General features: G+C 39.1%; 27 protein-coding genes and 1 riboswitch. Of the genes, 4 read left to right on the top strand and 23 right to left on the bottom strand.

Annotated features, from left to right (window positions below):
- Positions 1 to 58 precede the first annotated feature (58 nt).
- The 9 genes from ACZSMY_RS12895 to wrbA form a co-directional block, all read right to left on the bottom strand.
- The gene (locus tag ACZSMY_RS12895; protein WP_042531233.1) at positions 59 to 589 is read right to left on the bottom strand and encodes a hypothetical protein; all 531 of its coding nucleotides are present in this window, start codon (positions 587 to 589) and stop codon (positions 59 to 61) included.
- A gap of 219 nt (positions 590 to 808) precedes the next feature.
- A complete protein-coding gene (locus ACZSMY_RS12890) occupies positions 809 to 1,831 on the bottom strand; it encodes a ThiF family adenylyltransferase (RefSeq protein WP_193062537.1) in 1,023 nt (340 codons plus the stop codon).
- Positions 1,821 to 2,591: a thiazole synthase gene (locus ACZSMY_RS12885; protein ID WP_042531229.1), complete on the bottom strand. Its 771-nt coding sequence runs from the start codon at positions 2,589 to 2,591 to the stop codon at positions 1,821 to 1,823. Before ACZSMY_RS12885 ends, ACZSMY_RS12890 begins: the two co-directional genes overlap by 11 nt.
- Before the next feature lie 4 nt (positions 2,592 to 2,595).
- Positions 2,596 to 2,799: a sulfur carrier protein ThiS gene (thiS, locus tag ACZSMY_RS12880; protein WP_042531226.1), complete on the bottom strand. Its 204-nt coding sequence runs from the start codon at positions 2,797 to 2,799 to the stop codon at positions 2,596 to 2,598.
- Positions 2,796 to 3,932 (bottom strand): glycine oxidase ThiO, encoded by a 1,137-nt coding sequence (gene thiO / locus ACZSMY_RS12875; protein WP_465147856.1) that lies wholly within the window; start codon positions 3,930 to 3,932, stop codon positions 2,796 to 2,798. The genes thiS and thiO overlap by 4 nt, the downstream gene beginning before the upstream one ends.
- 14 nt (positions 3,933 to 3,946) lie before the next feature.
- On the bottom strand, positions 3,947 to 4,675 hold the full coding sequence (locus tag ACZSMY_RS12870) for a thiamine phosphate synthase (RefSeq protein ID WP_465147855.1): 729 nt from the start codon (positions 4,673 to 4,675) through the stop codon (positions 3,947 to 3,949).
- A riboswitch (TPP riboswitch) is annotated at positions 4,671 to 4,766 on the bottom strand. Its footprint overlaps the gene before it by 5 nt.
- Before the next feature lie 119 nt (positions 4,767 to 4,885).
- Positions 4,886 to 5,947: a suppressor of fused domain protein gene (locus tag ACZSMY_RS12865; protein WP_465147854.1), complete on the bottom strand. Its 1,062-nt coding sequence runs from the start codon at positions 5,945 to 5,947 to the stop codon at positions 4,886 to 4,888.
- A gap of 54 nt (positions 5,948 to 6,001) precedes the next feature.
- Positions 6,002 to 6,568 (bottom strand): class I SAM-dependent methyltransferase, encoded by a 567-nt coding sequence (locus ACZSMY_RS12860; RefSeq protein WP_465147853.1) that lies wholly within the window; start codon positions 6,566 to 6,568, stop codon positions 6,002 to 6,004.
- A gap of 388 nt (positions 6,569 to 6,956) precedes the next feature.
- The gene (wrbA, locus tag ACZSMY_RS12855) at positions 6,957 to 7,568 is read right to left on the bottom strand and encodes an NAD(P)H:quinone oxidoreductase type IV (protein ID WP_042535902.1); all 612 of its coding nucleotides are present in this window, start codon (positions 7,566 to 7,568) and stop codon (positions 6,957 to 6,959) included.
- Positions 7,569 to 8,049: 481 nt separating this feature from the next.
- Here wrbA and ACZSMY_RS12850 point away from each other — a divergent pair, with 481 nt between their 5' ends.
- Complete coding sequence (locus ACZSMY_RS12850) at positions 8,050 to 8,289, top strand: DNA alkylation repair protein (protein WP_465147852.1); 240 nt, start codon at positions 8,050 to 8,052, stop codon at positions 8,287 to 8,289.
- A 24-nt stretch (positions 8,290 to 8,313) separates the two neighbouring features.
- Positions 8,314 to 8,466, top strand: coding sequence for a small acid-soluble spore protein P (locus ACZSMY_RS12845; protein ID WP_040979436.1), 153 nt, complete (start codon positions 8,314 to 8,316; stop codon positions 8,464 to 8,466).
- Between the two features lie 182 nt (positions 8,467 to 8,648).
- Here ACZSMY_RS12845 and ACZSMY_RS12840 read toward each other — a convergent pair whose 3' ends face one another.
- From ACZSMY_RS12840 to ACZSMY_RS12820, 5 genes are all read right to left on the bottom strand, one after another.
- On the bottom strand, positions 8,649 to 9,602 hold the full coding sequence (locus ACZSMY_RS12840) for an SDR family oxidoreductase (RefSeq protein WP_042531218.1): 954 nt from the start codon (positions 9,600 to 9,602) through the stop codon (positions 8,649 to 8,651).
- 406 nt (positions 9,603 to 10,008) lie between these two features.
- The gene (locus ACZSMY_RS12835) at positions 10,009 to 10,527 is read right to left on the bottom strand and encodes a TetR/AcrR family transcriptional regulator (protein WP_193062895.1); all 519 of its coding nucleotides are present in this window, start codon (positions 10,525 to 10,527) and stop codon (positions 10,009 to 10,011) included.
- 304 nt (positions 10,528 to 10,831) lie between these two features.
- Positions 10,832 to 11,551 carry an EcsC family protein gene (locus ACZSMY_RS12830; protein ID WP_465147851.1) on the bottom strand — a complete coding sequence of 240 codons (720 nt, stop codon included), beginning with the start codon at positions 11,549 to 11,551 and terminating at the stop codon, positions 10,832 to 10,834.
- A 172-nt stretch (positions 11,552 to 11,723) separates the two neighbouring features.
- Positions 11,724 to 12,269 carry a GNAT family N-acetyltransferase gene (locus tag ACZSMY_RS12825; protein WP_193062533.1) on the bottom strand — a complete coding sequence of 182 codons (546 nt, stop codon included), beginning with the start codon at positions 12,267 to 12,269 and terminating at the stop codon, positions 11,724 to 11,726.
- A gap of 28 nt (positions 12,270 to 12,297) precedes the next feature.
- Positions 12,298 to 12,810 carry a GNAT family N-acetyltransferase gene (locus ACZSMY_RS12820; RefSeq protein WP_193062531.1) on the bottom strand — a complete coding sequence of 171 codons (513 nt, stop codon included), beginning with the start codon at positions 12,808 to 12,810 and terminating at the stop codon, positions 12,298 to 12,300.
- A 255-nt stretch (positions 12,811 to 13,065) separates the two neighbouring features.
- Here ACZSMY_RS12820 and ACZSMY_RS12815 point away from each other — a divergent pair, with 255 nt between their 5' ends.
- A complete protein-coding gene (locus tag ACZSMY_RS12815) occupies positions 13,066 to 13,512 on the top strand; it encodes an SRPBCC family protein (protein WP_465147850.1) in 447 nt (148 codons plus the stop codon).
- 93 nt (positions 13,513 to 13,605) lie between these two features.
- Here the strand turns inward: ACZSMY_RS12815 and ACZSMY_RS12810 are convergent, their stop codons facing one another.
- The 3 genes from ACZSMY_RS12810 to ACZSMY_RS12800 form a co-directional block, all read right to left on the bottom strand.
- Entirely contained in the window at positions 13,606 to 13,938 is a 333-nt protein-coding gene (locus ACZSMY_RS12810) for an ArsR/SmtB family transcription factor (protein WP_042531205.1), read from the bottom strand.
- Complete coding sequence (locus ACZSMY_RS12805; protein WP_042531203.1) at positions 13,939 to 14,358, bottom strand: SRPBCC family protein; 420 nt, start codon at positions 14,356 to 14,358, stop codon at positions 13,939 to 13,941. It abuts the gene before it with no gap.
- Positions 14,359 to 14,583: 225 nt separating this feature from the next.
- Positions 14,584 to 15,003: a nucleoside 2-deoxyribosyltransferase gene (locus ACZSMY_RS12800; protein WP_042531201.1), complete on the bottom strand. Its 420-nt coding sequence runs from the start codon at positions 15,001 to 15,003 to the stop codon at positions 14,584 to 14,586.
- A 230-nt stretch (positions 15,004 to 15,233) separates the two neighbouring features.
- On the opposite strand from ACZSMY_RS12800, the gene ACZSMY_RS12795 reads away from it, so the two are divergent.
- On the top strand, positions 15,234 to 16,022 hold the full coding sequence (locus ACZSMY_RS12795) for a class I SAM-dependent methyltransferase (protein ID WP_193062525.1): 789 nt from the start codon (positions 15,234 to 15,236) through the stop codon (positions 16,020 to 16,022).
- Positions 16,023 to 16,110: 88 nt separating this feature from the next.
- On the opposite strand, the gene ACZSMY_RS12790 is transcribed toward ACZSMY_RS12795, so the two are convergent.
- The 6 genes from ACZSMY_RS12790 to ACZSMY_RS12765 form a co-directional block, all read right to left on the bottom strand.
- Positions 16,111 to 17,394, bottom strand: coding sequence for a histidine--tRNA ligase (locus tag ACZSMY_RS12790; RefSeq protein ID WP_289584668.1), 1,284 nt, complete (start codon positions 17,392 to 17,394; stop codon positions 16,111 to 16,113).
- A gap of 287 nt (positions 17,395 to 17,681) precedes the next feature.
- Positions 17,682 to 18,548 (bottom strand): DMT family transporter, encoded by an 867-nt coding sequence (locus ACZSMY_RS12785; protein ID WP_042531196.1) that lies wholly within the window; start codon positions 18,546 to 18,548, stop codon positions 17,682 to 17,684.
- 338 nt (positions 18,549 to 18,886) lie between these two features.
- The gene (locus ACZSMY_RS12780) at positions 18,887 to 19,735 is read right to left on the bottom strand and encodes a carbohydrate ABC transporter permease (RefSeq protein WP_193062521.1); all 849 of its coding nucleotides are present in this window, start codon (positions 19,733 to 19,735) and stop codon (positions 18,887 to 18,889) included.
- A 2-nt stretch (positions 19,736 to 19,737) separates the two neighbouring features.
- Positions 19,738 to 20,628, bottom strand: coding sequence for a carbohydrate ABC transporter permease (locus ACZSMY_RS12775; protein ID WP_193062519.1), 891 nt, complete (start codon positions 20,626 to 20,628; stop codon positions 19,738 to 19,740).
- Positions 20,629 to 20,740: 112 nt separating this feature from the next.
- Entirely contained in the window at positions 20,741 to 22,012 is a 1,272-nt protein-coding gene (locus ACZSMY_RS12770; RefSeq protein WP_465147849.1) for an ABC transporter substrate-binding protein, read from the bottom strand.
- 16 nt (positions 22,013 to 22,028) lie between these two features.
- Positions 22,029 to 23,516: an alpha-glucosidase/alpha-galactosidase gene (locus ACZSMY_RS12765; protein ID WP_368901291.1), complete on the bottom strand. Its 1,488-nt coding sequence runs from the start codon at positions 23,514 to 23,516 to the stop codon at positions 22,029 to 22,031.
- Positions 23,517 to 23,740 lie beyond the last annotated feature (224 nt).

Below are 23,740 nucleotides of genomic sequence, written 5' to 3'. Positions count from 1 at the left end.
TTTTTTATCCTGAATTTTATTTCCCCGAACAATGATTTAGTTTAGATTACACAAGAAATTAAGAATCAGGATTCATTTTATAAATATGCTCTCTTAATTGCTTCTCCCACAGCTCCCGATTTTCCCTTTCTGCCAAATTATGTACATAATCAACTATTTCTATAAATCCCGCTTCATTCGGGTTCAGTCCGCCGACTCTAGTCGTGGAATCTGTTAAATGGACGTCGACATAATAAAAGCTCCCATCAACGGAGTCATCATCTGATACATCTTCGGGAAGCTGCCAGAAGTTATCTTCTATCAGACTTTTAATCTTTTCCACTTCTTCTTCAGAAACACTTGTTTCATATACTGGAGCATCTTCACCTATTTTTATATCACCTGTCTGTTCTGTATGCAGTGTCAGCTTCCCGTTTTCATAAACAGCATAGTTTACCGGGTAAAAATGTCTGTATTCATCTGGCCCGGTGGAAATAGAAGTTACTGTGATAAAAGGGCCGTCTGTTTCATAGTCTCTTTTTTCATTGCAGCCAGTTAGAATAATGAGGTAAACCAGGATGCTCAGAGTAAGATATATACCTTTCTTCATTTTTTCTTCACCACTTTTATACAGAATAATTTTAATTCATATTCGTTTTTCTAAGTATAAAACAAAACTTCATTCAGCGGAAATTTTTCTTTTCTCCCGCTGAATGAGCCTGATTGAGTCAAGGAGTCAGTTCACCTGATTTCCTATCTAAATTAATATATTTTCCTTTTTTATACAGGGTGTGGAATTTTATGGGCGTTTCCCTGTGATAAAAGTTAATTATCCCAAATAGCGGTGATAGATATTTTTTGCTTCCATCTGGTCCATCGTCCCATGAACCAATGCTCTCCCGTCCTGAAACAGCACAATACGGAAGGAGTCCACTTCAAACGAAAGCAGATAAGGATTTTGAAACAGCTTGATCTGGTTATTCTTCTGCAGCTCTTTGGCTACTTCATTCAAATCTGTTTGTTTACGCTGCGGACGGAGCTGGACGGTATTTCTGCCGCATAACACAGCGGTTTTCAAATGAGAATCGTAAGCAAGGTTTGGATAGCTTCTTTTCTCTGAGCATGATGGACAATCCGCTTTGCGTAAGGAAGCTACCTCTATTTCCACATGCTCATTGTTCCAAAGATCAAAGGAAATGATTTTTCCTGATAAAGCCGCTTCGTTACCCGTCAATAGCTTTAACGCTTCTGTTATCTGCTGGGAGACCACCTTTTGCACAACCGGCTGAATAACGCCGACGCTGTCACAGGTAGCGCCATTAACTGGAATGTATTCCTGCAAGCATTGTAGACAGGGAGTTTTTTTAGGAACCACCGTGAAAGTAACTCCATAGCTTGCTACAATCGCTCCATAAATCCATGGTTTCTGATACTTTTGCGCCATATCATTCAGCAAAAGTCTTGTCTCAAAATTATCCGTCGCGTCGATGATAAGATCTGCTTCAGGCACTATTTTCCGCAATATATCCACCTCAGCATCTCCAACAATCGCATCTATTTTGACATGACTATTCACTTCAGAAAGCCGTTGTCTGGCAGCAATTGCCTTGGGCATTTTCTGTTCCATATCCCTTTCACTAAACAGCTGCTGCCGCTGCAGATTACTTTCTTCTACATAATCCCGGTCTATTAATGTTATGTGGCCAATGCCCGCACGCGTCAAAGCTTCCGCACTGCTCGACCCCAGAGCGCCTGCACCGATAATCAGCACATGGCTTTGGCTCAGCTTCTCCTGGCCAGACTCGCCGATTGGCGCAAATAATATCTGACGATGATAACGATTAGTTTCCAACGCTGATCCCTTCCTCCGGGCTGCTGGCTACAGCATAATCTTTCATCGCAATCCTTCCCGCTTCATACCCCAGTCTCCCTGCTTCTATTGCATATTTCATTGCCTCTGCCATTTTTACAGGGTCATGTGCTCCGGAAACAGCTGTATTCAGTAAAACACCTTCTGCGCCCAATTCCATGGCATACGCTGCATCAGCAGGCGATCCAATCCCTGCGTCGACAATGACAGGCACTTTTGACTGCTCGATAATAAAAGAAAGATTTAATGGATTGATGATTCCTTGCCCGCTTCCAATGGGAGAAGCTCCAGGCATCACGGCGTGGGCTCCTGCTTCCTCCAGTTTTTTTGCTAATACCACATCATCTGAGGTGTAAGGAAGCACTGTAAAACCTTCTGCCACCAGTTCTTCTGTTGCTTTCAATGTCTCTACCGGATCAGGCAGCAACGTTTTATCACAGCCAATGATTTCCACCTTGACCATATCACATCGTCCTGAAGCGGCCGCTAATTTAGCAATTCGCACCGCTTCCTTCGCATCCTTTGCCCCTGCTGTATTTGGTAAAAACGTATAGCGGTCCACATCGATTTTTTCTAAAAAATTGGGCAGGGAAGGATCATAAATATTCATCCTTCTGACAGAAAAAGTGAGTACCTCTGTCTCTGATTTATCTACCGCCTGTTTTTGAATATCAAAATCCGGATATTTACCTGTCCCTAAGAATAAACGTGATTTAAATTGATAGTTTCCAACTGTAAGCATTTGCTTAACCTCCTCCAACAAAATGAACGATTTCTACCTTGTCTCCATTTTCCAACACCGCTTTTTCATGCTCTTCCTTCTGTAATATCTGCTGATTATGCTCGATAATCAAAGGTTTATCTTCCAATCCCAGAAAGTCGATTAAGCCTTTGACATGCTTTACCTCTTCCTGCACTTCTAATCCGTTGCCATTCACTGTGATTTTCATGTTGATTCACCTGCCTTTTCCAATTTTTTATTTTGACGGTCCGCATGAAAGCAATCATAATAAAGCGGGGAAACCGGCTTATTTTCTATTAAATCTGCCATATAAATTCCCGTGATAGGCGATAGTAAGATGCCATTTCGATAATGTCCCTTTGCCGCATATAGGCCTGGGATTCCCGGAATCTCGCCCAAGTATGGCAGTTCGTCAGCTGTAGATGGTCTGATGCCTGCCCACATTTTTCTTATCCTCGCCTCTGCCAGCTCCGGAACCATTTTCTGCGCTCGTGACAGCAGTCTCTGGACGCTTGCGGCATGGACATGCTTATCCATTTTTCCTGGTATGGAGGAGGCTCCAACAATCACCTTTTTTCCCTGCTTCGGAACAAGGTAACAGCCATCCATCCAAAGTGTTGATTGAAATAGCTTCTGGTCCAGTTCTAACAGCAGACATTCGCCCTTCACCGGAATCGCAGCATAATCTGCAGGCAGCAATTCATCTCCGAAAGCTCCTGTTGCAACAATAACCTGGACCGCTTCATAGATTGCCTCTGTTGTCCGGACACCATAAACCGTTTCATTTTCTATCAACAGCTCATTAACGCTTTCCTGCTCATGCAACACCGCACCATAATGAGATGCAGCCAGAGAGAAGGCTTTGGTCAGATGACGGGCGGAAACCTGACCATCATCCGGCAAATACAGGACAGCACGAAGATTCTCCGTCAGGCTTGGCTCCATTTTTTTCGCTTCTTCTACTGACAGTAAATACGCAGGGTTCCCCGCTTCCCGCTGGAAAGACGCGACGCTTTGCAGCTTGCTGTATTGCTGCTGATGAAAAGCAAGCTTCATGATTCCTTTATGAATATATTGAATATCTACTCCTGACGCTTCCTTCAGTTCCTCGGATAAATTTTTGAATAGCGCTCTGCTCTCCTGTGCAAACCGAAAAAGCGGACTGTCTTCTGTAAACTCTCCTTGAGCGCCTAACATACCTGCTGCGGCACTGGAAGCCTCGCAGCCGATTTGATTCCTTTCAATGACCAGCACCCGATTGCCTCTTTTGGCCAGCTGATAAGCAATAGAGCAGCCAATAACTCCGCCGCCTACAATAATTTGATCAAACTGTTTATTCATCTTCTCCCTCCTTTTCATATATTCAACGCTTGCCGGTAAGCTCTGACAGTTTGGACCGGATCCTCTGCCTGCCAAATACCAGACATGACCGCGATGCCGGCTGCTCCTGCGGCAGTTACTTCTTTCGCCCGCTCAGGAGTAATCCCGCCAATAGCATATACCGGCACAGACAGCGCGTTAGTCATTTCCTGTAGTTCCGTTAATCCTCTGGGCTGCTGATTGGCTTTGGACTTGCTGGAATAAATATGGCCATACAGCACATAATCAGCTCCCTCCTGCTGCGCCTGCTCTGCCTCAGCTAAAGAATGAACAGACTTTCCTGCCTTCAATTCAGGGAAGCTTTCTTTTACAAGTGGAATGGAAGGACTGTGAAACGCCAGCTGAATACCTGCGCACTGCTTTATCACAGCAATATCTACTCTGTCATTCACTATTATTTTCTCTAATGGCAATCCGATATTTTCTAATGCACCGATGATTTCCAGAATGTCCTTCGCTGTCTTGTTCTTCTCTCTGATATGCAAATAATCAATCTCAGCCTGAATCCGCTTCACTATTTGCAAATGCTGCTCGGAAAAACTGCCATCACTGATCAAGTGCAGATGCCTGTCCATCTTCTTCTCCCCTTTCTTCCATTTTCTTGCTTCAGGATTGGCAGAAGAACGAAAAAGACCACTTATCCAGCTGAAGGATAAGTGGTCTTGATTATATACAAATTCATTGTTCGAATGATATATCGTCATGTTCCTGCCACTTCCCTACGCTAGTGTTAACCAGATCAGGTTCAAAGGGTCCGAGTATTCGTCTCAGCCAAAGGCTCCCCTAGTGTTGCTTATTTAATTTTCAGATTACAAATAAAGAATAACATATAATTTTTTATTTTCAAAGATATTCTTTCAAAAGTGTTTAGCGATTTATCAAGGAAATGTTATTTTACTTTCAAATGAGTTCTCTTACCCAATTACCTGAACAACATTTCCTTCATTATCTTTGATGTATGTTTTAACAATTTTTACAGCCAGCTGTTCAAACGAGAATAGTTCCGCCACACCTTCTTTAGGAATCAGCTTCTCACTCAACTCGATTGTACTCTGCTCATCTAAAATTAGACGCACCTTATCCTTCTCCATTGCATATTCTGACTTTTCCCCGGGCTCTATAGCAATGACAATATCAGGACCTGCCAATGTCAGAGCCTTTCCTTTCAAGAGACGCCCTCGCAGCACTTTACTTATGGTTTCGGTTTGTTTTGCCCCCAGAGTCAGCATTGCTGGTTTTTTTCTGAATAAGCCCTTTTTTTCTGGAGTCCACGATAAATTATCGTTAAATAGAAATCCTGTATTGGATCCTTCCCGTTCTCTTCCTTCATCAACTTTTGGGGAGACATCTGCATGATTTAGTAAAGAATCTCTTTTTAAATCGGTAATAAACGCGGGCATATATGGGGAACTGGCAGAGAGAACACCTCGTGTATTCCACGTCTGCATTGCTTCGAGCTCATCATTTGTGATACCAACCATCTGCAGAAATTGCACTTGACCATTTTCTGTTTCTATTGTACCAAGCTCAGAATCCGTAATAAATGCCAATGCAGTTAATGCCGTATCTGATTCCAAACAGATAGGACCATTTGCATCCATATAGTCTCCATTTTTAAAAACATTACCGCTGTTAAAAACATATCTTCCCAAATTCTGAAGCAGATTAAGCGCCCAGGCTGGCGGTTCCTCTTCCCCTTCTTCTTTTTTCAATCTGAACGTTAATTCAAACCCAAAACCGCTTACTTCTGGATTATCGGTTTCTTTTTCGTAAATCTCTGAAAATCCATATGTAACTATATGCCAGTGCAAGCCTGGCGTTTCTGATTGATAAGCGCTGATTCCATCTAATGGATCCGGTCCGCCCAGCGAATAAGAGATCACTGTTCCATAATGCTTCGGTTCCTGCTTCCCATAAATTGCTTCCATTGCATTATCAATTGCATCCCAGCCGGGTGCTTTTACTTCTTCACTCATTAAATTCCTCCTCTGTTTCCCTTTCCAAAAAGACGATTTTTTCTTTCTAAAACACTACCCCTTTGTCGAAATACAAAACATCTCTGCAAAATCAGTGACGATGGTTTTTTTAGGATTACGCTTCACATCATATCTCATTTTCTCTAACCCTTCTTGGTAATCCTGATCATCAATCAACGTTAATATGGATATGTCTCTATTCTTTGCATACCCCAGATAATCCGACACCCTGATTTTTTCTAATCGATATGTCATCTGCAGTTCTGTGTTAAACCCTCTTATTGAAAGCTCATCAAAAATAACTTCCTTTTCCCAAAACCTTTTTACGTCCTCTTCATATGCTGTTGGAAAATAATGATATACCCACCATTTTCTCATATCATGGATAGCAATATTATGCAGCTTGTATACACCGTTTTTCTTCAAGACACGATATATTTCATCAAGCGCTGCTTCCTTCTTTAAAAAATGATGAAAAGCATAATTATTGGAGATATAATCAAACTTTTCATTCTCGTAGGGCATATCTTCAGCTAAACCATGCACGAGTGAGACATTTTTTAATTTGTTCTTCGCCTTTTTCAACATATCCTCTGAAGCATCAAGCCCGTACCAGCTCATGTTTCGACTATCAAAACAGGTTTATTTGAGTATTAAGATAAATACCTGTCCCGCATGCTAAATCTAACACGTGATACATTGGTTTAGGGTATCTATATTGATACTCCTTTAAATCCTTATCAAATTGCATTTCATCTAATCGATATGTATTGCTCTCATATTTATCAGCAATTTGCGAGTAATCAGTTATTTTCATATTGTTTTTCCTTGCCTTTTAATTATTAGGAGGAATTTAAATGCGGTATAAAACCATTATACTTGTTTTCTCTATGTTTTTAAAAACTTACTATCCCCCTGATTCATGAAGCAGCGTCTCACTGCTTTCCGGATATACAAAAAAGACAGCACCATTCCAAATGAAAGGTGCCATCTTTTCTAATAGCATGAATTATTGATTTCCTTTTTTAACCCATTCAGCAGCTGTCACTGTACGTTGTGCCTGATGCTTAACTGTCGCTTCCACATCTTCCACCATTTTTCCGTCTTGATCAACAGTGACACTTGTACCATAAGGATTTCCGCCAGCTGCAAATACAGATTCATCCGAGTAGCCTGGAGGTACAATGATAGCTCCCCAGTGCATCATGCTCGTGTACAACGACAGGATCGTCGCTTCCTGACCGCCATGCGGATTCTGTGCAGAAGACATCGCACTGACTACTTTGTTCACTGTTTTTCCGCTAGCCCAAAGTCCGCCTTGGATATCTAAGAATTGCTTCATTTGAGAAGGCACATTACCAAAACGCGTTGGCGTGCTGAAGATAAGTGCATCTGCCCATTCAATATCTTCTGAAGATGCAACAGGAACATCCTTGGTTGCTTCTACGGTTGCTTTCCATGCCGGATTTCCTTCAATAGCAGATTCTGGAGCTAATTCCTGCACTTTCAATACTCTTACTTCTGCGCCATTTGCTTCCGCCGCTTCTGCTGCCCATTTTGCCATTTGGTAGTTCGTACCGCCCATACTATAAAAAATAACTGCTACTTTTGTTTTTGTCATCGTTTCTATCTCCTTTGATTCATTTGATTTTCCAAATAATTTATTTAAAAATCCCATTTCTTACACCTCTTTAAAATAGCTCTCTTTTTCTTCGCCAGAACCATCTCCTTTATTGGAGCGCTGCATCCCAATATCTAACTGTTCTTTTTATGCCTCATTTCAGCTTTTTTATACTTAGTGAAAAAATAACCGCTTTTTGAGACCATTCTGCTTCCAACTGTGTTTCATTTAGTTACCTATCATCACCCTTCTTTCTGAATTTATATTTAATCAAACTATAATTAATTAATTTATTTTTAATTCAATATAAATTATATGATGTACTTTTTATTTTGTCAACACATTATTTAAATCATTAGATAAACGATTAAAAAATAGGAAATGAATCAACAGATGAAAATACCCGTATAATTTCATAGAAATCAGAGAAAATACCAATAAGATACCTTAAATAACAATAAAGTAATCGGGGGTGCTCTAGATGAGCCAGCCATATCAATGTCCCAGATGTAAATCAAACCGGTCGCGTTTCAATGTCATTGAACAAGTAGCGAATCCGGTCAAATTAGATGCCAGCACAGGAGAAGTATTAAATGATTACACGCAGGAGCCGCTGGAAGTATTTCACATCGCCTATAATGGGCCTGAGAGAAGAATACAGTGCGGAGCATGCGGCTTAATCGAGGATGAAAATACGTTTGTAAATACAAAAGCACAATAACTACACGACGGAGGTTGAATATAAATGACGAAAAACCGAAAAGGACCAAAACAGCAGGAACAACCTAATTTGCCGCAAAGTCCAAAGCAGCCTTATGGCGAACCATTGGCAGGTTCTCATAAAGTGAAGAATAAAAATCATTCCAGACAAAAAAATAATGCATCGCATGATATGTGACGCATGAATGGTTTATACCATATACAAAACAAACATTGTAAAGACTGTAAGGATCAATTGCTTTGTATATGGTAGAGAACTTTCATATCTTTGCCTCTTTAACTTTACATTGACCCCATTATTTACTTCATTATCTTACTTTATCACCATTAGCTTTTGTTACCCCTGTTAACTTTATAACATTAATTTTTATTGCCTATTAAAGATAGTAATGTTTCTTCCAGCCCATTTTGAAAAGGAGTTGCTGGAATGGGGCCAATCCGTCTTTCATATTTATCTCCACTCAAAATAAATCCTTCTTTGGTAAGGTACATGATTTCAACAATTTCTCTCATAAATGCATCAAACAAACCCATACACCGGATAACATTTTTAGTCAGAGGAATAACCACCTTCTGATTTCCTGTTACTTTCCGAGCAATTCGAATAATCTCTTTACCTGAAATCAATCCAGCACCTGGTATGTTCCAATTCTCTCCATAGGAATCGTCTTTATCTGCTATATTCACAATCATCTTAGCAGCATCTGGCAAATAAACATATTCACGGGGCGTTTGTAAATTACCAATAAAAATGGACATTTTACCTGCAGCCATTCCATCAAGTGTAGGCTGCAAGTAAGAATTTTGTGAAGTTGGGCCATAATAATCTGGCAACCTGACAATTAAAGCTTTTGCTCTTTTCCATTTTCCGCTGAATATCAATTGTTCGAAAGCTACTCTAAGTTTACCTTTTTTTGTATGTGGATGTTGAGGATGGTTTTCATCTCCTTTCGCAACTTGGTGTCCATATACATAAATGCCATCAACAATCACGATTCTTTTTCCCAAAATATCTGCTGCTTTCATCACACTTTCTCCCAGCGGCATCAATTTTTCCGCCATTTCCTGATATGGAATATTAGCACACTGAAAGATAACATCTGCATCTTTAGCAGCTTCCACAATCGTTTGACAATCAAATATGTCTCCCAGCTGATAGGTAAGATTCAAATGATGATTGTGTTCTGCCATTAATGCTTCCAATTTATTTTGAGAGCGTCCGAAGGCAATGACCTCTCTTCCTCTGTCTAATAGTTCTGAAACCATAACTTGACCAGTACCCCCGGTTGCGCCTAATACAATTGCTTTTTTCATTTTCAATACTCCCTTCTTTTAGTTATTGATTAATCAATAACTAAAAAGCAAAAATAATTTCCATGTTACCTTTTACGCCTATTAAGGTATCACCTTCAATATAAGCTTGATAAATAAAGAATTAATCCCAATATGTGAACAATACAATCACAGCGACAGCAATGCCTAATCCGACAGATAAAGTGGAAACAGCATGTTCCTTTTTATTTTTCACCATCATTTTTTCAACCACCTTTTAATTATTGATTAGCAACTAATTAATCCAACCAGCTGATGAGACAAACAGCAATAATTCCAATAAAAACATAATCTACCTTACGTAATTTCACATTCTCACCCCCTAAATTATTTATTGATTAATCAATCACTTCTTTGCAAAAATAAATAATCAACTTTCATTGATTATTTATTTTGTTTTCTCATCAATAAGCTCGGGAAGGTCTAAGAAATAAGAAATATTACATAGCATTCCTCTTGCTAAAAACGTACTGGCTTCCCTTTCTGCATCCTTTATTCCGGCAGACTTGAATCTTTCTAAAGTATAGCTTCTGATGTCAGATAATCCTTTTTTTGCAGTACGCTGTATCGATTTTTCTGTTACGGAAATTCCTATTACCTGCAAAGCAATCTCATTAGGATACAATTCGGACAGTTCTTCATAGGCTTCAATCATTTCTTCAACGAGCTGTTCCGGGCTTGCTTCCACATTTTTAAACGTTTGCAGAATCCTTTCAAATGCCCGATCTAAGGCAGCAATGAATAACTCTTCCTTTGTTTTATAGAATCGAAAAACATACGGCTGAGAGATAGCAGCTTTTTCTGCAACATGAGCGGTAGTTGCATTATAATAGCCTTTCTTTGCAAATACTTCTAATCCAGCCTCTAGAATTTCTTCTTTCCGATTTTCCTTCTTTGATTTTACCATCATAGTGCACCTGCCCAAAAATTAAGTGATTAATCAATTACAAATAAATCCTAACGTTATTTTTAGAATCATGCAAGTACTTTGTAATAATTTTTAATGAAAAATGTTAAAACCATCCCCTCTCCCATTACTCATTTTCTATTCCAGCAGGCGTTTTTTTTCAGATAGCTCATTTATATTTTTATAATCAAGTTCATTGGGAAACGGGCAGCAATATTATTTACGCCCTTTTGAGCTTCCCGATTGAAGCTTCATTCACCTAAAAATACTGCAGCATCTTCCTCAGACACCTCATAGGAACCTTTCACTTCTCCGCTTGCAGCTCAAAATGGCGCATCCTGTATGCATTCATTGCTGTTTCTCCAAGCGTGTCCATCAGATTATGATTTGCATATGCACCTACAATTGCACCAAACCCCGGAACGAGCTGCAGCATTTTCACCAAATCAATATAATCGCGATACTCCTGCTGGAAAACACGCCAATCCATATCAGCCAGCTGCTCCTTCTCCTGCTCCCAATTTTCGATTATATAAAACGTATCCTTCCGTTTTTCATCGCTGGAAAATGCAAGTTGGAAAACATGGAGGATAAATAGCCGTTCCTCATATTCATTTGCATCATAGCCATAGACTGCTGCCAATTCAAACAAAAATTTCATCTTGATTGACAGCAGCAGCGGAAAATCTGCAAGTCCAAGGAAAATACCTCCTGCCCCTGTTCCAGCTCCTTCAACTACTGCTGTTTTACGATAAGAAACTAGCTTTTCTTTGGCTATTTGATCCCTTTCAAACAATGAAAGTTCGGTTGGTTCAGGTTTCTTCGTTGTCATATTGGATCCGGCCAATGTCGCTTTCACCATATTTTTAATGCTGCCTGTAATGATCTGGTGCGCCTTCTCAGGAATCATGCTATTTATTTTCTTTTGCGCTTTTTTCGATAACTGATTAAAAAGACTGGATTTTTTCAAAACTTTATTACGCCAAACTCGAAGCTCTTCATACACGATTGTTTCATAATCCATATTCAAAAACCTGCCTTTTCTTTTCTATACTTTATTCATACGTTTTAATCAGAAAAGAGTTTCATTTATGGGTTGAATGAAGATTTTAACCAGCAAAGATGCAATAAAATATCACTGAATTACATGATTCAGCCTTAAGGAAAGAATAAAAAAAATCTTAATTCGTCATGAATTAAGATTTTCGTCTGTCATTTTTTTCTGCCCACTCACCAGCTAATATCTCCATCTCAATCTGCGTCCAATATTCATCTCCCATTTTTGCCGCATCCTGCAAGATTCTTTCTCTACGGAATCCCGCTGCTTCATAGCATTTAATGGCTGATACATTAAAATCAAACACACCCAAAGTAACCTTATGTAAGTTCAATTTTTCAAATGCAAATGTTAATGCTGCATGTATAATCTGAGCTCCATACCCTTTTCCTCTGCTGTCAGCAGCACCAACTAATACCTTGCCGATCCTTGCTGAATGATTATTTCTATCCACTTTCCCCAGCGAAACATGTCCTACGACTTCATTCGTCCCATTATCAATCACTTTAAATATGTATTTAGAAGCGTCTGGTTCATTCGCTCCTTCCAAATACGTTGCAAGCTGCTCGTTCGTTAAAGGATAACGGAATGTCGGACCGCTCCACTGTACAATAAAGGAAGCATCAGGCACCCAATCAATTAATTGCTGGAAATCTTCTTTTGAAAAGTATTCTAATCGAATCAAGGCAAAAGCTCCCTTTCATATCATTAATCTATTCTTCCACAGGGTTTTCCGGTCCGTTAAGCTCTAATTGATAAAACGCTAAATCTCTCCATTGCTTAAATTTAAAGCCAGCTTTTTTTATCGTGCCCGCATGTTCAAAACCAAATTTCTCATGCAAAGCAATACTTTTCTCATTCGCAGCATCAATGCCGGCAATCATTGTCATATATTCTCTTTCCCGGGCGACAGCGATAATTTCTTGCATCAATAAGCTGGCAATTCCTTTTTTCCGATAGCTCTTGTCCACATACACAGAATGTTCAACGGAATATTTATAAGCCGGCCAGTCTCTGAAAGGCCCGAATGTAGCAAATCCCGCCACGTTTCCATCCTGTTCACAAACAAATATGGGATAACCCGCATCCTTTTTCTGCTTAAACCATACTTCTCTGTTCTCCAATGTTTGCGGTTTATAAGAATAAACAGCGGCAGTATGCACGATGGCGTCATTATAAATCTCTAAAATGGCTGATAAATCATTTGTCGTTGCTTCTCTTATCATTTTATTCTTCCTTTCAAAGCAGTTTTATCTATGGTGTGGAATTATCTCAGCAGCACTACGCATTTTATTAAAAATGTGTTCATGTAAGCTGCCAATGAAGGTTAAGTAATTTCTTTTCGATAAAATATTCACTTGATAACTACTAAATCTTATCACATATCATCCAAATACAAATAGCAATAAAAAAGAAACCTTGCTGTATGTAAAGTGGTATTCTAAATACAAATGAACTTTAAATCACAAGGAGGTTTTGTAATGCAGAGAGAGAAGCCGGAAATGATAACCGTGGAGACAACCGTTCATGCACCTGTTGATAACGTATGGACTTATTGGACAGAGCCAGAGCATATCACAAAGTGGTATGTTGCTTCTAAAGAGTGGCATGCACCAAAGGCAGAGAATGATTTAAGAGCTGACGGTAAATTCATTACTCGAATGGAAGCAAAGGATGGGAGTTTTGGATTTGATTTTGGCGGTATATATGACGAGGTAATCCTCCATGATACCATTGGTTATACACTGGATGATGGAAGAAAGGTGACAATTGCTTTCACGTCTCAAGGCAACACAACAAAGATCACAGAGGTCTTTGAAGGGGAATTTGAAAACTCCATCGAGATGCAAAGAAATGGCTGGCAGGCGATATTAGACAATTTTAAAACGTATAGTGAACAGGCAGATCAGGGTATAACCTTAGTATAAAACGAAACTGCATTCAGCGGGAATGTTACAGGCATTTCTTCATGTTGAAGCCGCTTAAAGTGATTATAAGCGGCTCTTTTTCTTTGTCGTTTTTTACGCTTTATCCTCTTCCTCATTCTCTACCAAATACTTCAGCATAGACAATTTATTATCCCAGAACCGTTCAAAATAGGAAAGCCAATCTTTTATTTCTGTCAGCGGCTCAGCATGCAAGTAATAGATTTTCTCTCTGCCAACCTTTTCTCCTGAAACAAGCTTCGCCTCAGAAAGTATAGTAAGGTGCTTTACTACTGCTGTTCGGGTAATGGAAAAATGGGAAGTGATTTCTGAGATAGCTAGCCTTTGATCTGACAGTAAATATAGAATTTCCCTTCTGGTCGGATCCGCAATAGCTTGGAAAACATCATGTTTCTTTACAGCTGTCATTTAAACTTCAACAACCTTTCTCAGTCTTTCCCTCACAATATTCTCCCATCCTTTATTCATTCTCTCTCTGATAACAGAGCTCTTCTCATTCGGTTTGGTAATTACTGCTTCTGCTTCTTTCCAGCCTCCATGGATAAGTGTGAATTCTGTACGATTTCCTAAATCCTTCAAAATGAAGGAAACAACCCATCCATCTGTATCCCACGCAAAAGATATTTTATTGGGTTTGTCTACTTCTAATACCTTGCAAGGTGATGGCCCAAATGGTGATTGGATGGTAAATTCATGCCCTGCTTCCGCTTCAAAATCATTTGGCATAAACCAAGCGGCTATTCCTTCTGAGGTGGACACCTTTTCCCAGACCTTTTCAATTGGAGCATTAAAAATAATTGTCTGTTCAATATCTTTAAGTTTTTCCATATTCATCTAGCCTCTTTTCCCACTTCATATAACACCTTTTGGTTTTATTTTTATTATAACACCAAAAGGTTTCATGTCAATAATTTTTAATGTTATAATCCACTTCTTTACTTGGTTAACCGATTTCTGCAATAAAAAATCCTGTAATCACAGGATTTTCATCGAACTGTTTCATTGATAGGTGAACTGTTTCATCCATCAAAAGGTATTCCCTGCTGTACTTAATCAGAACATTTCCCCCTGATAAAAGGAGCTTGGCATTGCTTCAAAATCATATTCTCGCAGCTCTTCCAAGGTGACATTGGCATGAGCTCCTTCATGCACCATCAAGTTACTGTCCTCGCCTACATGAACTGCAATAAACGGTTTATTCGTTCCATAGGCGTAACCTAATTCAAATGCTGTTCCGCTATCTGAATAATTCCCATGATAAACGCCAACAACGATTTCCGCCCAATCAATAAACTTTTTATCATTGGTAAATGTTGCAATCGACCAATGCCGGCTCCCTTCCTCCAAATGATCCATTTGGTTTTTCCGCGGTGAAAAAACATCCAATCCTTTTGCTTCTAAAATTTGTTCCGCTTCTTTTAAAGGCTCCATCTCTTTTTCATTAAAGAATGGGCTTGCTAAATAGACTCTCATATTTTGACCTCCATATGTATAATAAATACCATTCAGTTAAAAACGGCATGCATGTTTAAGTATATCCTTATTATCCGGCTTACTCAAAATTGGATGCTGTTATCCTTCCATCGGTGACTTGAGAATGAACATTTATTAAACAATTTAGTTTGCAAGCTGAGATACATCCCATATAATACAACTAATACGCACAGATTTAATCAACAGATTCTACATGAGGAGGAAGCATCATGGAACAATATGTAAAAGATAGCTGGAATGCAGATTTATACGATGGGAATCATTCCTTTGTATCATCATTTGGAAATCATTTATTAGAGCTTTTATCTCCCGTAGAAGGTGAACAGATTCTTGATGTCGGATGTGGCACAGGAGATTTAGCCCATCAAATCAATCAGCAGGGCGCCGCTGTAACCGGCGTAGATAAATCAGAAAATATGGTGCACAAGGCAAACGATAAATATCCCGATATAATGTTTATGCCAAAAGATGTTTTAGAACTCGAATACAACAATGATTTTGATGCCGTTTTCTCTAATGCAACACTTCATTGGGTAAAGCAGCCCAAAGGAGCACTTCAGCACATCTATAACAGCTTGAAACCCGGCGGTAGATTTGTTGCAGAGTTTGGCGGTAAAAGCAATGTTCAAACGATTACAAATGAAATCATCCATCAGGTTAAAAAAGCTGGAATTCCCTATACACCGGAACAGTTCCCATGGTACTTCCCAAGCATAGGAGAGTATGCAGCATTAATGGAGGAAACGGGATTTAACGTAACCTTTGCCCAGCATTTCAATCGGCCGACACCCTTAGAGGGAGACAACGGGCTGAGAAATTGGATGGAAATGTTCTGCGGAAATATCTTTGAAAATCATCCGGAAGCTATCAAAGAGCGTGTGATGATACAGGTAGAAAATAACTTAAAGGATGCCCTGTACCAAGAAGGGCAGTGGATTGCAGATTATAAACGACTTCGTGTCGTCGGAATAAAGCAAGGCGGCATACCTGCTAAATAAGTTTTGATTAAATAGACAGAACAGGAATCTATAAAAAGAGGGCCATATAGATTCCTGCCTCCCCTTATACTTCTCACCAATCCTCTATTCAACGAAACGAAAATGATTCTATCGTCTCTTTTCCCGAAAGCATATCCTTCACGTTAAACTGATTCTTCCTGACTTCCTCATCGCCAATGATAATCACGTTTCGTATGTTTTCTTTATTCGCCCTGTCAAGCGCCTTACCGACCTTTTTATTGCCTAATTCCACATCTACGTTATATCCTTTATCCCGGAAATATGTTGACACAGACAATGATTCTTTTTGTCTTCCCAGAGGAATAATATAATAATCCACCTCTCTTCCAGCAGGTTCGATTCCTCCCGCAGCAGCCATCGCTGTATAAATCACATCCAGCCCAAAAGAGATTCCAACGGTAGAGAAAATTTCATCTGTTCCTATCAGTCCGCCGATTGCATTATCATATCTTCCGCCGCTTCCAATGCTTGACTTCATCGAATCATCCGCTAAAAACATTTCATAAACGGTACCTGTATATATTTCTAGCCCCCGTGCCAGAAACGGATTAAATATACATTGGTCGCTAATATCCAAATAATCAAGATACGATTTCAGCTCTTTTAGTTCCTGCAATCCCTGTCTGACTTGTTCATTTTGATTAGATAATGATTCAAAGCGGATAAAGTCCGTATGATCGTCATCTGTCAAAAATTGTTTAATGGAGCGGGCCGCATCATCTGACACCCCTAGTTCAGCAAGCTCGGCTATAACTGCGTCCACCCCTATCTTCTCCAGCTTATCCAAAATCAGCACCACTTTATTGATTTTCGCATCCGCTACACCAAACACTTCCAATGCTCCGGTTAATAATTTCCTATTATTATATTGAATATTCACCTGCATTCCGAGCTTGTCAAAGCCATCCAGCGCCATCATCATTAATTCCGCTTCAGCTATTTGTGAATCTGCGCCGACAATATCCACATCACACTGGGTAAATTCACGCAATCTTCCTGTTTTTATTGGCCCATCCCGAAATACTTTACCAATTTCATACCGCTTAAATGGCAGCTTCAATGTCGGATTCATTGCAGCCACCTTGGCAAAAGGTATCGTAAGGTCATAGCGCAGAGCTAAATCCCTTTCTCCTCTATCTGTTAAAGTGTACATCTCCTCTAATATTTCCGCACCGCCGCCATATTTAGAAGCAAGCAATTCCGTATAATTTAAGATAGGTGTTTCCAGCGGCTGACATCCATATTGGATAAATACATCCTCTAATGTTCTCCGGATATTTCTCCGTACGCTTTCTGACTCCGGTAAATAATCTTGTGTTCCTTTTACATTTTGATAATCTATCTTCTTCATTTTCCTTACCTCCTGTTTTTGAATACAAAAAAAATCGCACTCTGAGTTAAGTGATTTACTTAATTCGGGATGCGATTTCATGAATAATAGCCTTCCTCATTCGATTTTTTAAAAGTTAAATCGATAAAGCAAGGCTAGTTGATATGATGAGGGAATTGTGAGAAGGAATCATTTATTTTAACGAAAACCATTTTGCTCATCTCTGATTTTGGATCAGTTTATCATAGCCGTTTGGTAATTTCAAAGGAAAAAACCTGTACCCATTCAAGTGCAGGTTTTTCAATGCACTATTCTTTAACCTCTTTCAAATCCCGATTATTTCGCAGGAACATATAGAAGGATGCACCGAATATGGCCAGATAGCCAAGGATACTCCATATGTCTGGGATTTGGCCAAAGAGCGCAATACTGATAATACCGGAATATACAACGGTCGAGTAGAAAAAGATGGATATTTCTTTTGCTGGAGCAAATTTGTAAGCAACGGTAATCCCAAACTGTCCCACCGTAGCGAACACTCCTGCTGCAAGTAAGTACAACCACTGCAGCCCGCTCATCGGCTGATAAAACAAGATAACAGGCGGTAATAAAATCACAGTGGAAAAGAACGAGAAGTAAAATACAACCGTATAAAATTGTTCTTTATTCCCAAGCACCCGTAAAACGGTGTACGCTCCTCCTGCAAAAACTGCGGATAAAATCCCTGCTGCATATGGAACCATATCTAGATTGAAGACCGGTTTGATAATAAATAACGTTCCAAGAAATGCGATAATAACAGAGACCACCTGAAACCGCATCACGTATTCCTTTAAGAAAACCGCAGCAAAAATAATGGTTATAAATGGACTCATTTTATTCAGCATATCCGCATCGGAAAGCACTAGATGATCGATGGCATAGAAATTAAGCAATACCCCAGTCATCCCCAGAGCAGAGCGCAGAAGTAAATATTTTTGATTTTCCTTTTTCCCAAAAAGCCGTTCTCTATGATAAAGAACAAAACCCAACGCAATAACCATTGAGATTCCATTGCGAAATAATGTTTTTTGTATTGTAGGCACATCTCCTGACAGCTTTACAAACATGGCCATCAAAGAAAATCCTAACGCTGATAATAATAACAATAAAATGCCTTTATTTCTGTCACTCATGAAATGTTTACTTCCTCCTCTTTGATTGTTCCTTTATTTTTAATAAAACATTTAAAAATGCTGCTTCCTTCGTTAATAACATAGTTGTACTACCGCAGTGCGGTACTGATAAGCTTACGATTATTATTTTCTAAAACAAAGCAATCATACTATGAAAAAGCCAGATAACCCATGAAAAGAACCCATATTTGAAAATATCATAATGGGTTCTTTTCTACAAGTTGCTATTATAAGGGTAAAAAAGCAATGTATGTTAAACAACGACAAATACCACAGTGATGGAAACTGTGGTATAGTCAACATTTCTGCCATTTATTTTCAATTTGATCCGTACGTGCTTATCCTTTCGTTGATCCTGCTGTAAGACCACTAACTAGATATTTCTGGATAAAAATAAATACAATCGCAATTGGGATAATGATTAGAATCGCTGCTGCCATTAATCTTCCCCAATCTACTATCCAAAGCCCCATAAAGTTGAATACACCCGTTGATAAAGTTCGCATAGAGTCTTCAGACACGAAAGTAAAGGTTAAAACAAATTCACTCCAAGCGTGCACTAAAGCATAAATACCTGCAGAAATAATAGCTGGAACAGATAACGGCAGCATGATGCGAATAATAATATAAATTCTGCTGCAGCCATCAATCATCGCTGCTTCCTCGATTTCCACTGGAATCGTATCAAAGAAACCCTTCAGCATCCAAGTAATAATAGGAACGGCAAAGACTGTGTAAGATATAATCAATCCTAAGTAAGAATCTAACAAACCTAAATTCATCATGGTTCGATAAAGCGGAATCATTAATAGTACAACTGGTATCATTTGTGCAAGCAGCATACTCACACCAAATATTTTCGTACCCGGGGCTTTACTTAATCGACTCAGCGTATACGCACCTAAGACACCAATTATGATAGATAAAAATACACTCCCTGCGGATACAATTACACTGTTAAGAAAATACTTTGGGAATTGTGTTTCGAATAGAACGGAACGAAAATTCTCAAAAGTAGGATTAGATGTAAAGAATGTAGGGTTAGCTGACCGTACTTCGTCTCCTGGCTTGATTGCTGTTAAGAAAGCCCATAGTATCGGAAATAAACTATAGATACTGGCAATCAATAGCAGAACATAAGTCACCGTATTTAATAACCTTTTCTTTATTTTTTTTGAAAAGTGCATGATTAACCCTCCTTTGCCCCTTGTCTTTTTTGTATCCAGAAATACAACGCCATCATAGCAATCAATATCGCAACCATTAGTACGGAAATCGCTGAAGCTGTACCGTAATGATACGTCATAAAGGCTTCCTTATACGTAGCAATCGCTAATGTCTCTGTTGCATTCAAGGGACCGCCTTCTGTTAATATCCAGATAAAATCAAAATTGTTAAATGTCCAAATTAAATGCAGTACAATCAATATACTGGAAATCCCCTTCAGCTTAGGTAACGTAATATACCAAAATCGTTTAAACATATTAGCACCATCAAGTTCAGCGGCTTCTAATTCACTTTTATTGATTGTTTGAAGAACAGCTAAAAATGAAATCGCGTAAAAAGGAAAACTCCTCCATATATTGATCCAGATAACAGAAAACATTGCTGTTGATTCATTTCCCAGCCAATTGATACTTTGATCGATAATTCCCATATTTACTAACAATACATTAATAATTCCGTAATCCGGATTTAGCATCCATCGCCATGTCATCCCTGCAACTACAATTGGGACGACCCATGGAATAATCATCACTCCACGAAAGAAGGCTCTTCCCTTTATTTTCTGATTTAACAAAAGAGCAATACCTAAACCTACAATAAACTCACCTGCTACAGAACCTATCGTATAAACCATGCTATTTTCAGCATAAGTCCAAAATAACGGATCCTGAATAACATTCTTAAAATTCTCCAGACCAATAAATACATCACTTTCAGGATTCAATAAGTTAGCGTTATAGAGACTATTAATGAATACTCGAATAATCGGTACTAAAAGCAGCAACACTAAAAATACAACAGCTGGAAGCATAAAAATATAAGCTATTGCGTGCTTTTTAAAAAATCTGATCATATCAGCAACTCCTTTATTTAAGGGGAAATACTACAATCCAGTTAATTTTTCCAGGTGCAATCATTTTCCACACCGTGATTTGCTGAATAATCAACTGAATTGTATCTTTTATTTATTCATCTAGTAAGTTATTACCGGCAAGAGATTGGTTAATTTGATCAGATAACCAAATAGCTGTTTCTTCTGGAGTGGATTCCCCTAATAATACTTTTTGCAGAGAATCTGTCATTGCATTAGTGATCCCTCCCATTGGAACAGGCGGCCAAGATTTACCGTGTTCTGCAATATCTGTGAAAACAGTATTCCATTCACCTTCTAATTCCATATCATTACGAATCGTTCGGTTTCCTTTTGCATAAATGCTCTGTCCTTCTTCAGAGCCCATCCACTCAATAAAGTCTAAAGCAGCTTCTTTCTGCTCAGAATCTTCAAATACATACCATTGAGCTACTTCTAAAAACGTAGAAGGGGTTTCTTTATAAGGCGGAACACCGGACAAAGCTACATCCGCCATCCCTTCAGGCTGTTCGCTTTCATATTCTTGAAGCCAAGGTCCATTTTGAGTAATTGCTACACTGCCTTGAGCGAAATTCTGATCTAATTCTTGATAGCCCCAGCTTGTTTGATTTTGTGAAATGACTCCTTGATCAAGCATGTCTTTATATAATTGGAAAACTTCTGTTGCTTTTGCCAGTTGATCTTCATTGTCTGTCCAAGTATTTCTAAACATGCCCTCTCCTGTTTCTTCTACAACCTCCAGACCATTAGACCATAAGAAAACAATTAACTCTTGTGGAGCACGGGCAGATGTTGCACTGATACCAAAAGGATTTTCAACCCCAGCATCATTTAACTGCTTTCCGACGGTAAATAAATCATCCCAGGTTTCAGGTGGTTCTACCCCTGCTTCATTTAAGATATCTTCATGATACATCTGTGCTCTTGTTCCGATATAACTTGGAAAAGCGACTACTTCTTCACTAATTGTGACACTATCCCAAACAGGTTGTGGGACGTTATCTTTATCCTCCCACTCGTCAACAAAATCAGTTAGTGGATATAAAATGCCCATAGAATTAAAATCTGCCATCCACTCTTGCAACCCTTGAGCAATATCCGGTGGATTTCCATTAGCAGCTGAAGTGGTTATCTTCTGATTCAGCTGCTCATAGGGAAGAACCTGCACATTAATATTAATATCGGGATTTAATTCTTGATATCTCTCTATCGCATCATAATATCCACTGCGATCTTCTGCCTCATCCACATTCCACCAAATCTCAAGTGTTGTTTGACCATCATTTTCTCCCTCAGCACTATCACTTGATGAACATCCAAATAATACGACCAAGCACATTAGAGTTACAAACATCATTTTTTTCATGTTTTTGCCCCCTTTTTTAAAAGTTACCTTTATCTGCTTCACCAGCATTTTTGACCGCTTCTTCCCGATTCTGCGCCATCTCTTCGACTGTCTTTGTTTTTAATCTTGCTGCCCCTTGATAGTCTTTTGTTGGTATACGTTCTTCATTTTCCAACCGTTCTTTAGCAGCTTGGGAAGCACCCTGGTACTGTGGCAGCCACTTTTCCTGTGCTACTAGAAGCTCATCTGTCATTTGCCAAATTTCTTTTGGATTACAAACTGCTCCAACTAATGGATCTATCATCATAGCTTGTCTTAATAAGTAGTCATCGCCATGAACCGCTGCTTCTACTGCCAGCCGCTGAACAGAAATGCTGGCATTACAAACAGCCGCTGGACCAAGAGGTAAATCACCTACAACAGGTATACTGATACCATTACGGTCGACATAACCAGGTGCTTCAATAACAGCATCATCTGGTAAATTAGAGATTACACCCTGATTAATATAATTAAAATGACCGCGGTAGGTTCGCCCTGTTTCTAACCCTTCCAAAATATAGGAACCATGTTCCTGACCGCGATTTTCTTCTTTGTATTCAAATGCCGGTTCCTTTAGCCAATTCGGAAAATCTGTTTCAAACCAATTCCGGCCTTCTGTACAAACTCGTAAATAGCCACCGGTTTCTCCATTAATCCAATTACTTAAATCAATCCATTGATTTATTTCTTCTGGACGCTTACGGTACCAAGGCAGGTACTCGCTTAAATGACCATTAGATTCCGTACTGAAATAGCCAAAACGGCGAAGCATATCGATGCGTACCTTTTCTTCTTCACGGTATTCGGGATGTTGTTCAAAAGCCTCTAATAAATCTCCGGTACGGTCCTCACCATCTGTATTCACTTGGATATACCATGTCTGATGGTTAATACCAGCACAAATGATATCAACATCCTCTTTATTCCGGCCTAGCACTTCTGCGATTTGTTTATGTCCATTCTGTACACCGTGACATAGTCCAATGGTACGAACACCGCCGTATGTATTACATGCCCAAGTGAGCATAGCCATCGGGTTAGCATAATTAAGTAAGAGACAATCGTTATCCGCAACTTCACGTATGTCTTTACAAATTTCTAACATCTCCGCTATACCACGCTGTCCATACATAATCCCGCCAGCACATAATGTATCTCCAACACATTGATCAACACCGTATTTTAAGGGAATTTCAATGTCATGTTTAAAAGCTTCTAACCCGCCAATGCGAACAACGTTGAAAATGTATTTCGCATCTTTTAAAGCTTCACGTCTATTTGTAGTTGCTTCAATTTGTATAGATAATCCATTTTCATCTATATCTCGTTGACATAGCTGTGTGACCATATCCAAGTTCTTCTGATTGATATCTGTAAAAGCTACTTCTATGTTGTTAAATTCAGGAACAGATAAAATATCCCTTAGCAATCCTCTAGTAAAACCAATACTACCTGCACCAATAAATCCAATTTTAAAAGTCATTGTTAGTCCTCCTCGCAACCTGATAAACAAACTATAACATCGAATATTTGGAATCGCTTTCAATATAGTGACTACCATAAATATTCATGTATAAAATCCTAACTTTTATTAATTGGGTCTTCAGGAAATTTCTATGAAAGCAAGAAATGAAGACAATAACGGAATGCATGCTGCATATCAACACAAAAAAACTTGATTCATACCTTCGCGGGTACAAAATCAAG

The organism is Oceanobacillus sp. B139/18 (assembly GCF_055524595.1).
The sequence above is the reverse complement of the archived record's forward strand: the minus strand, read 5'-3'. Positions and strand labels throughout refer to the sequence as shown.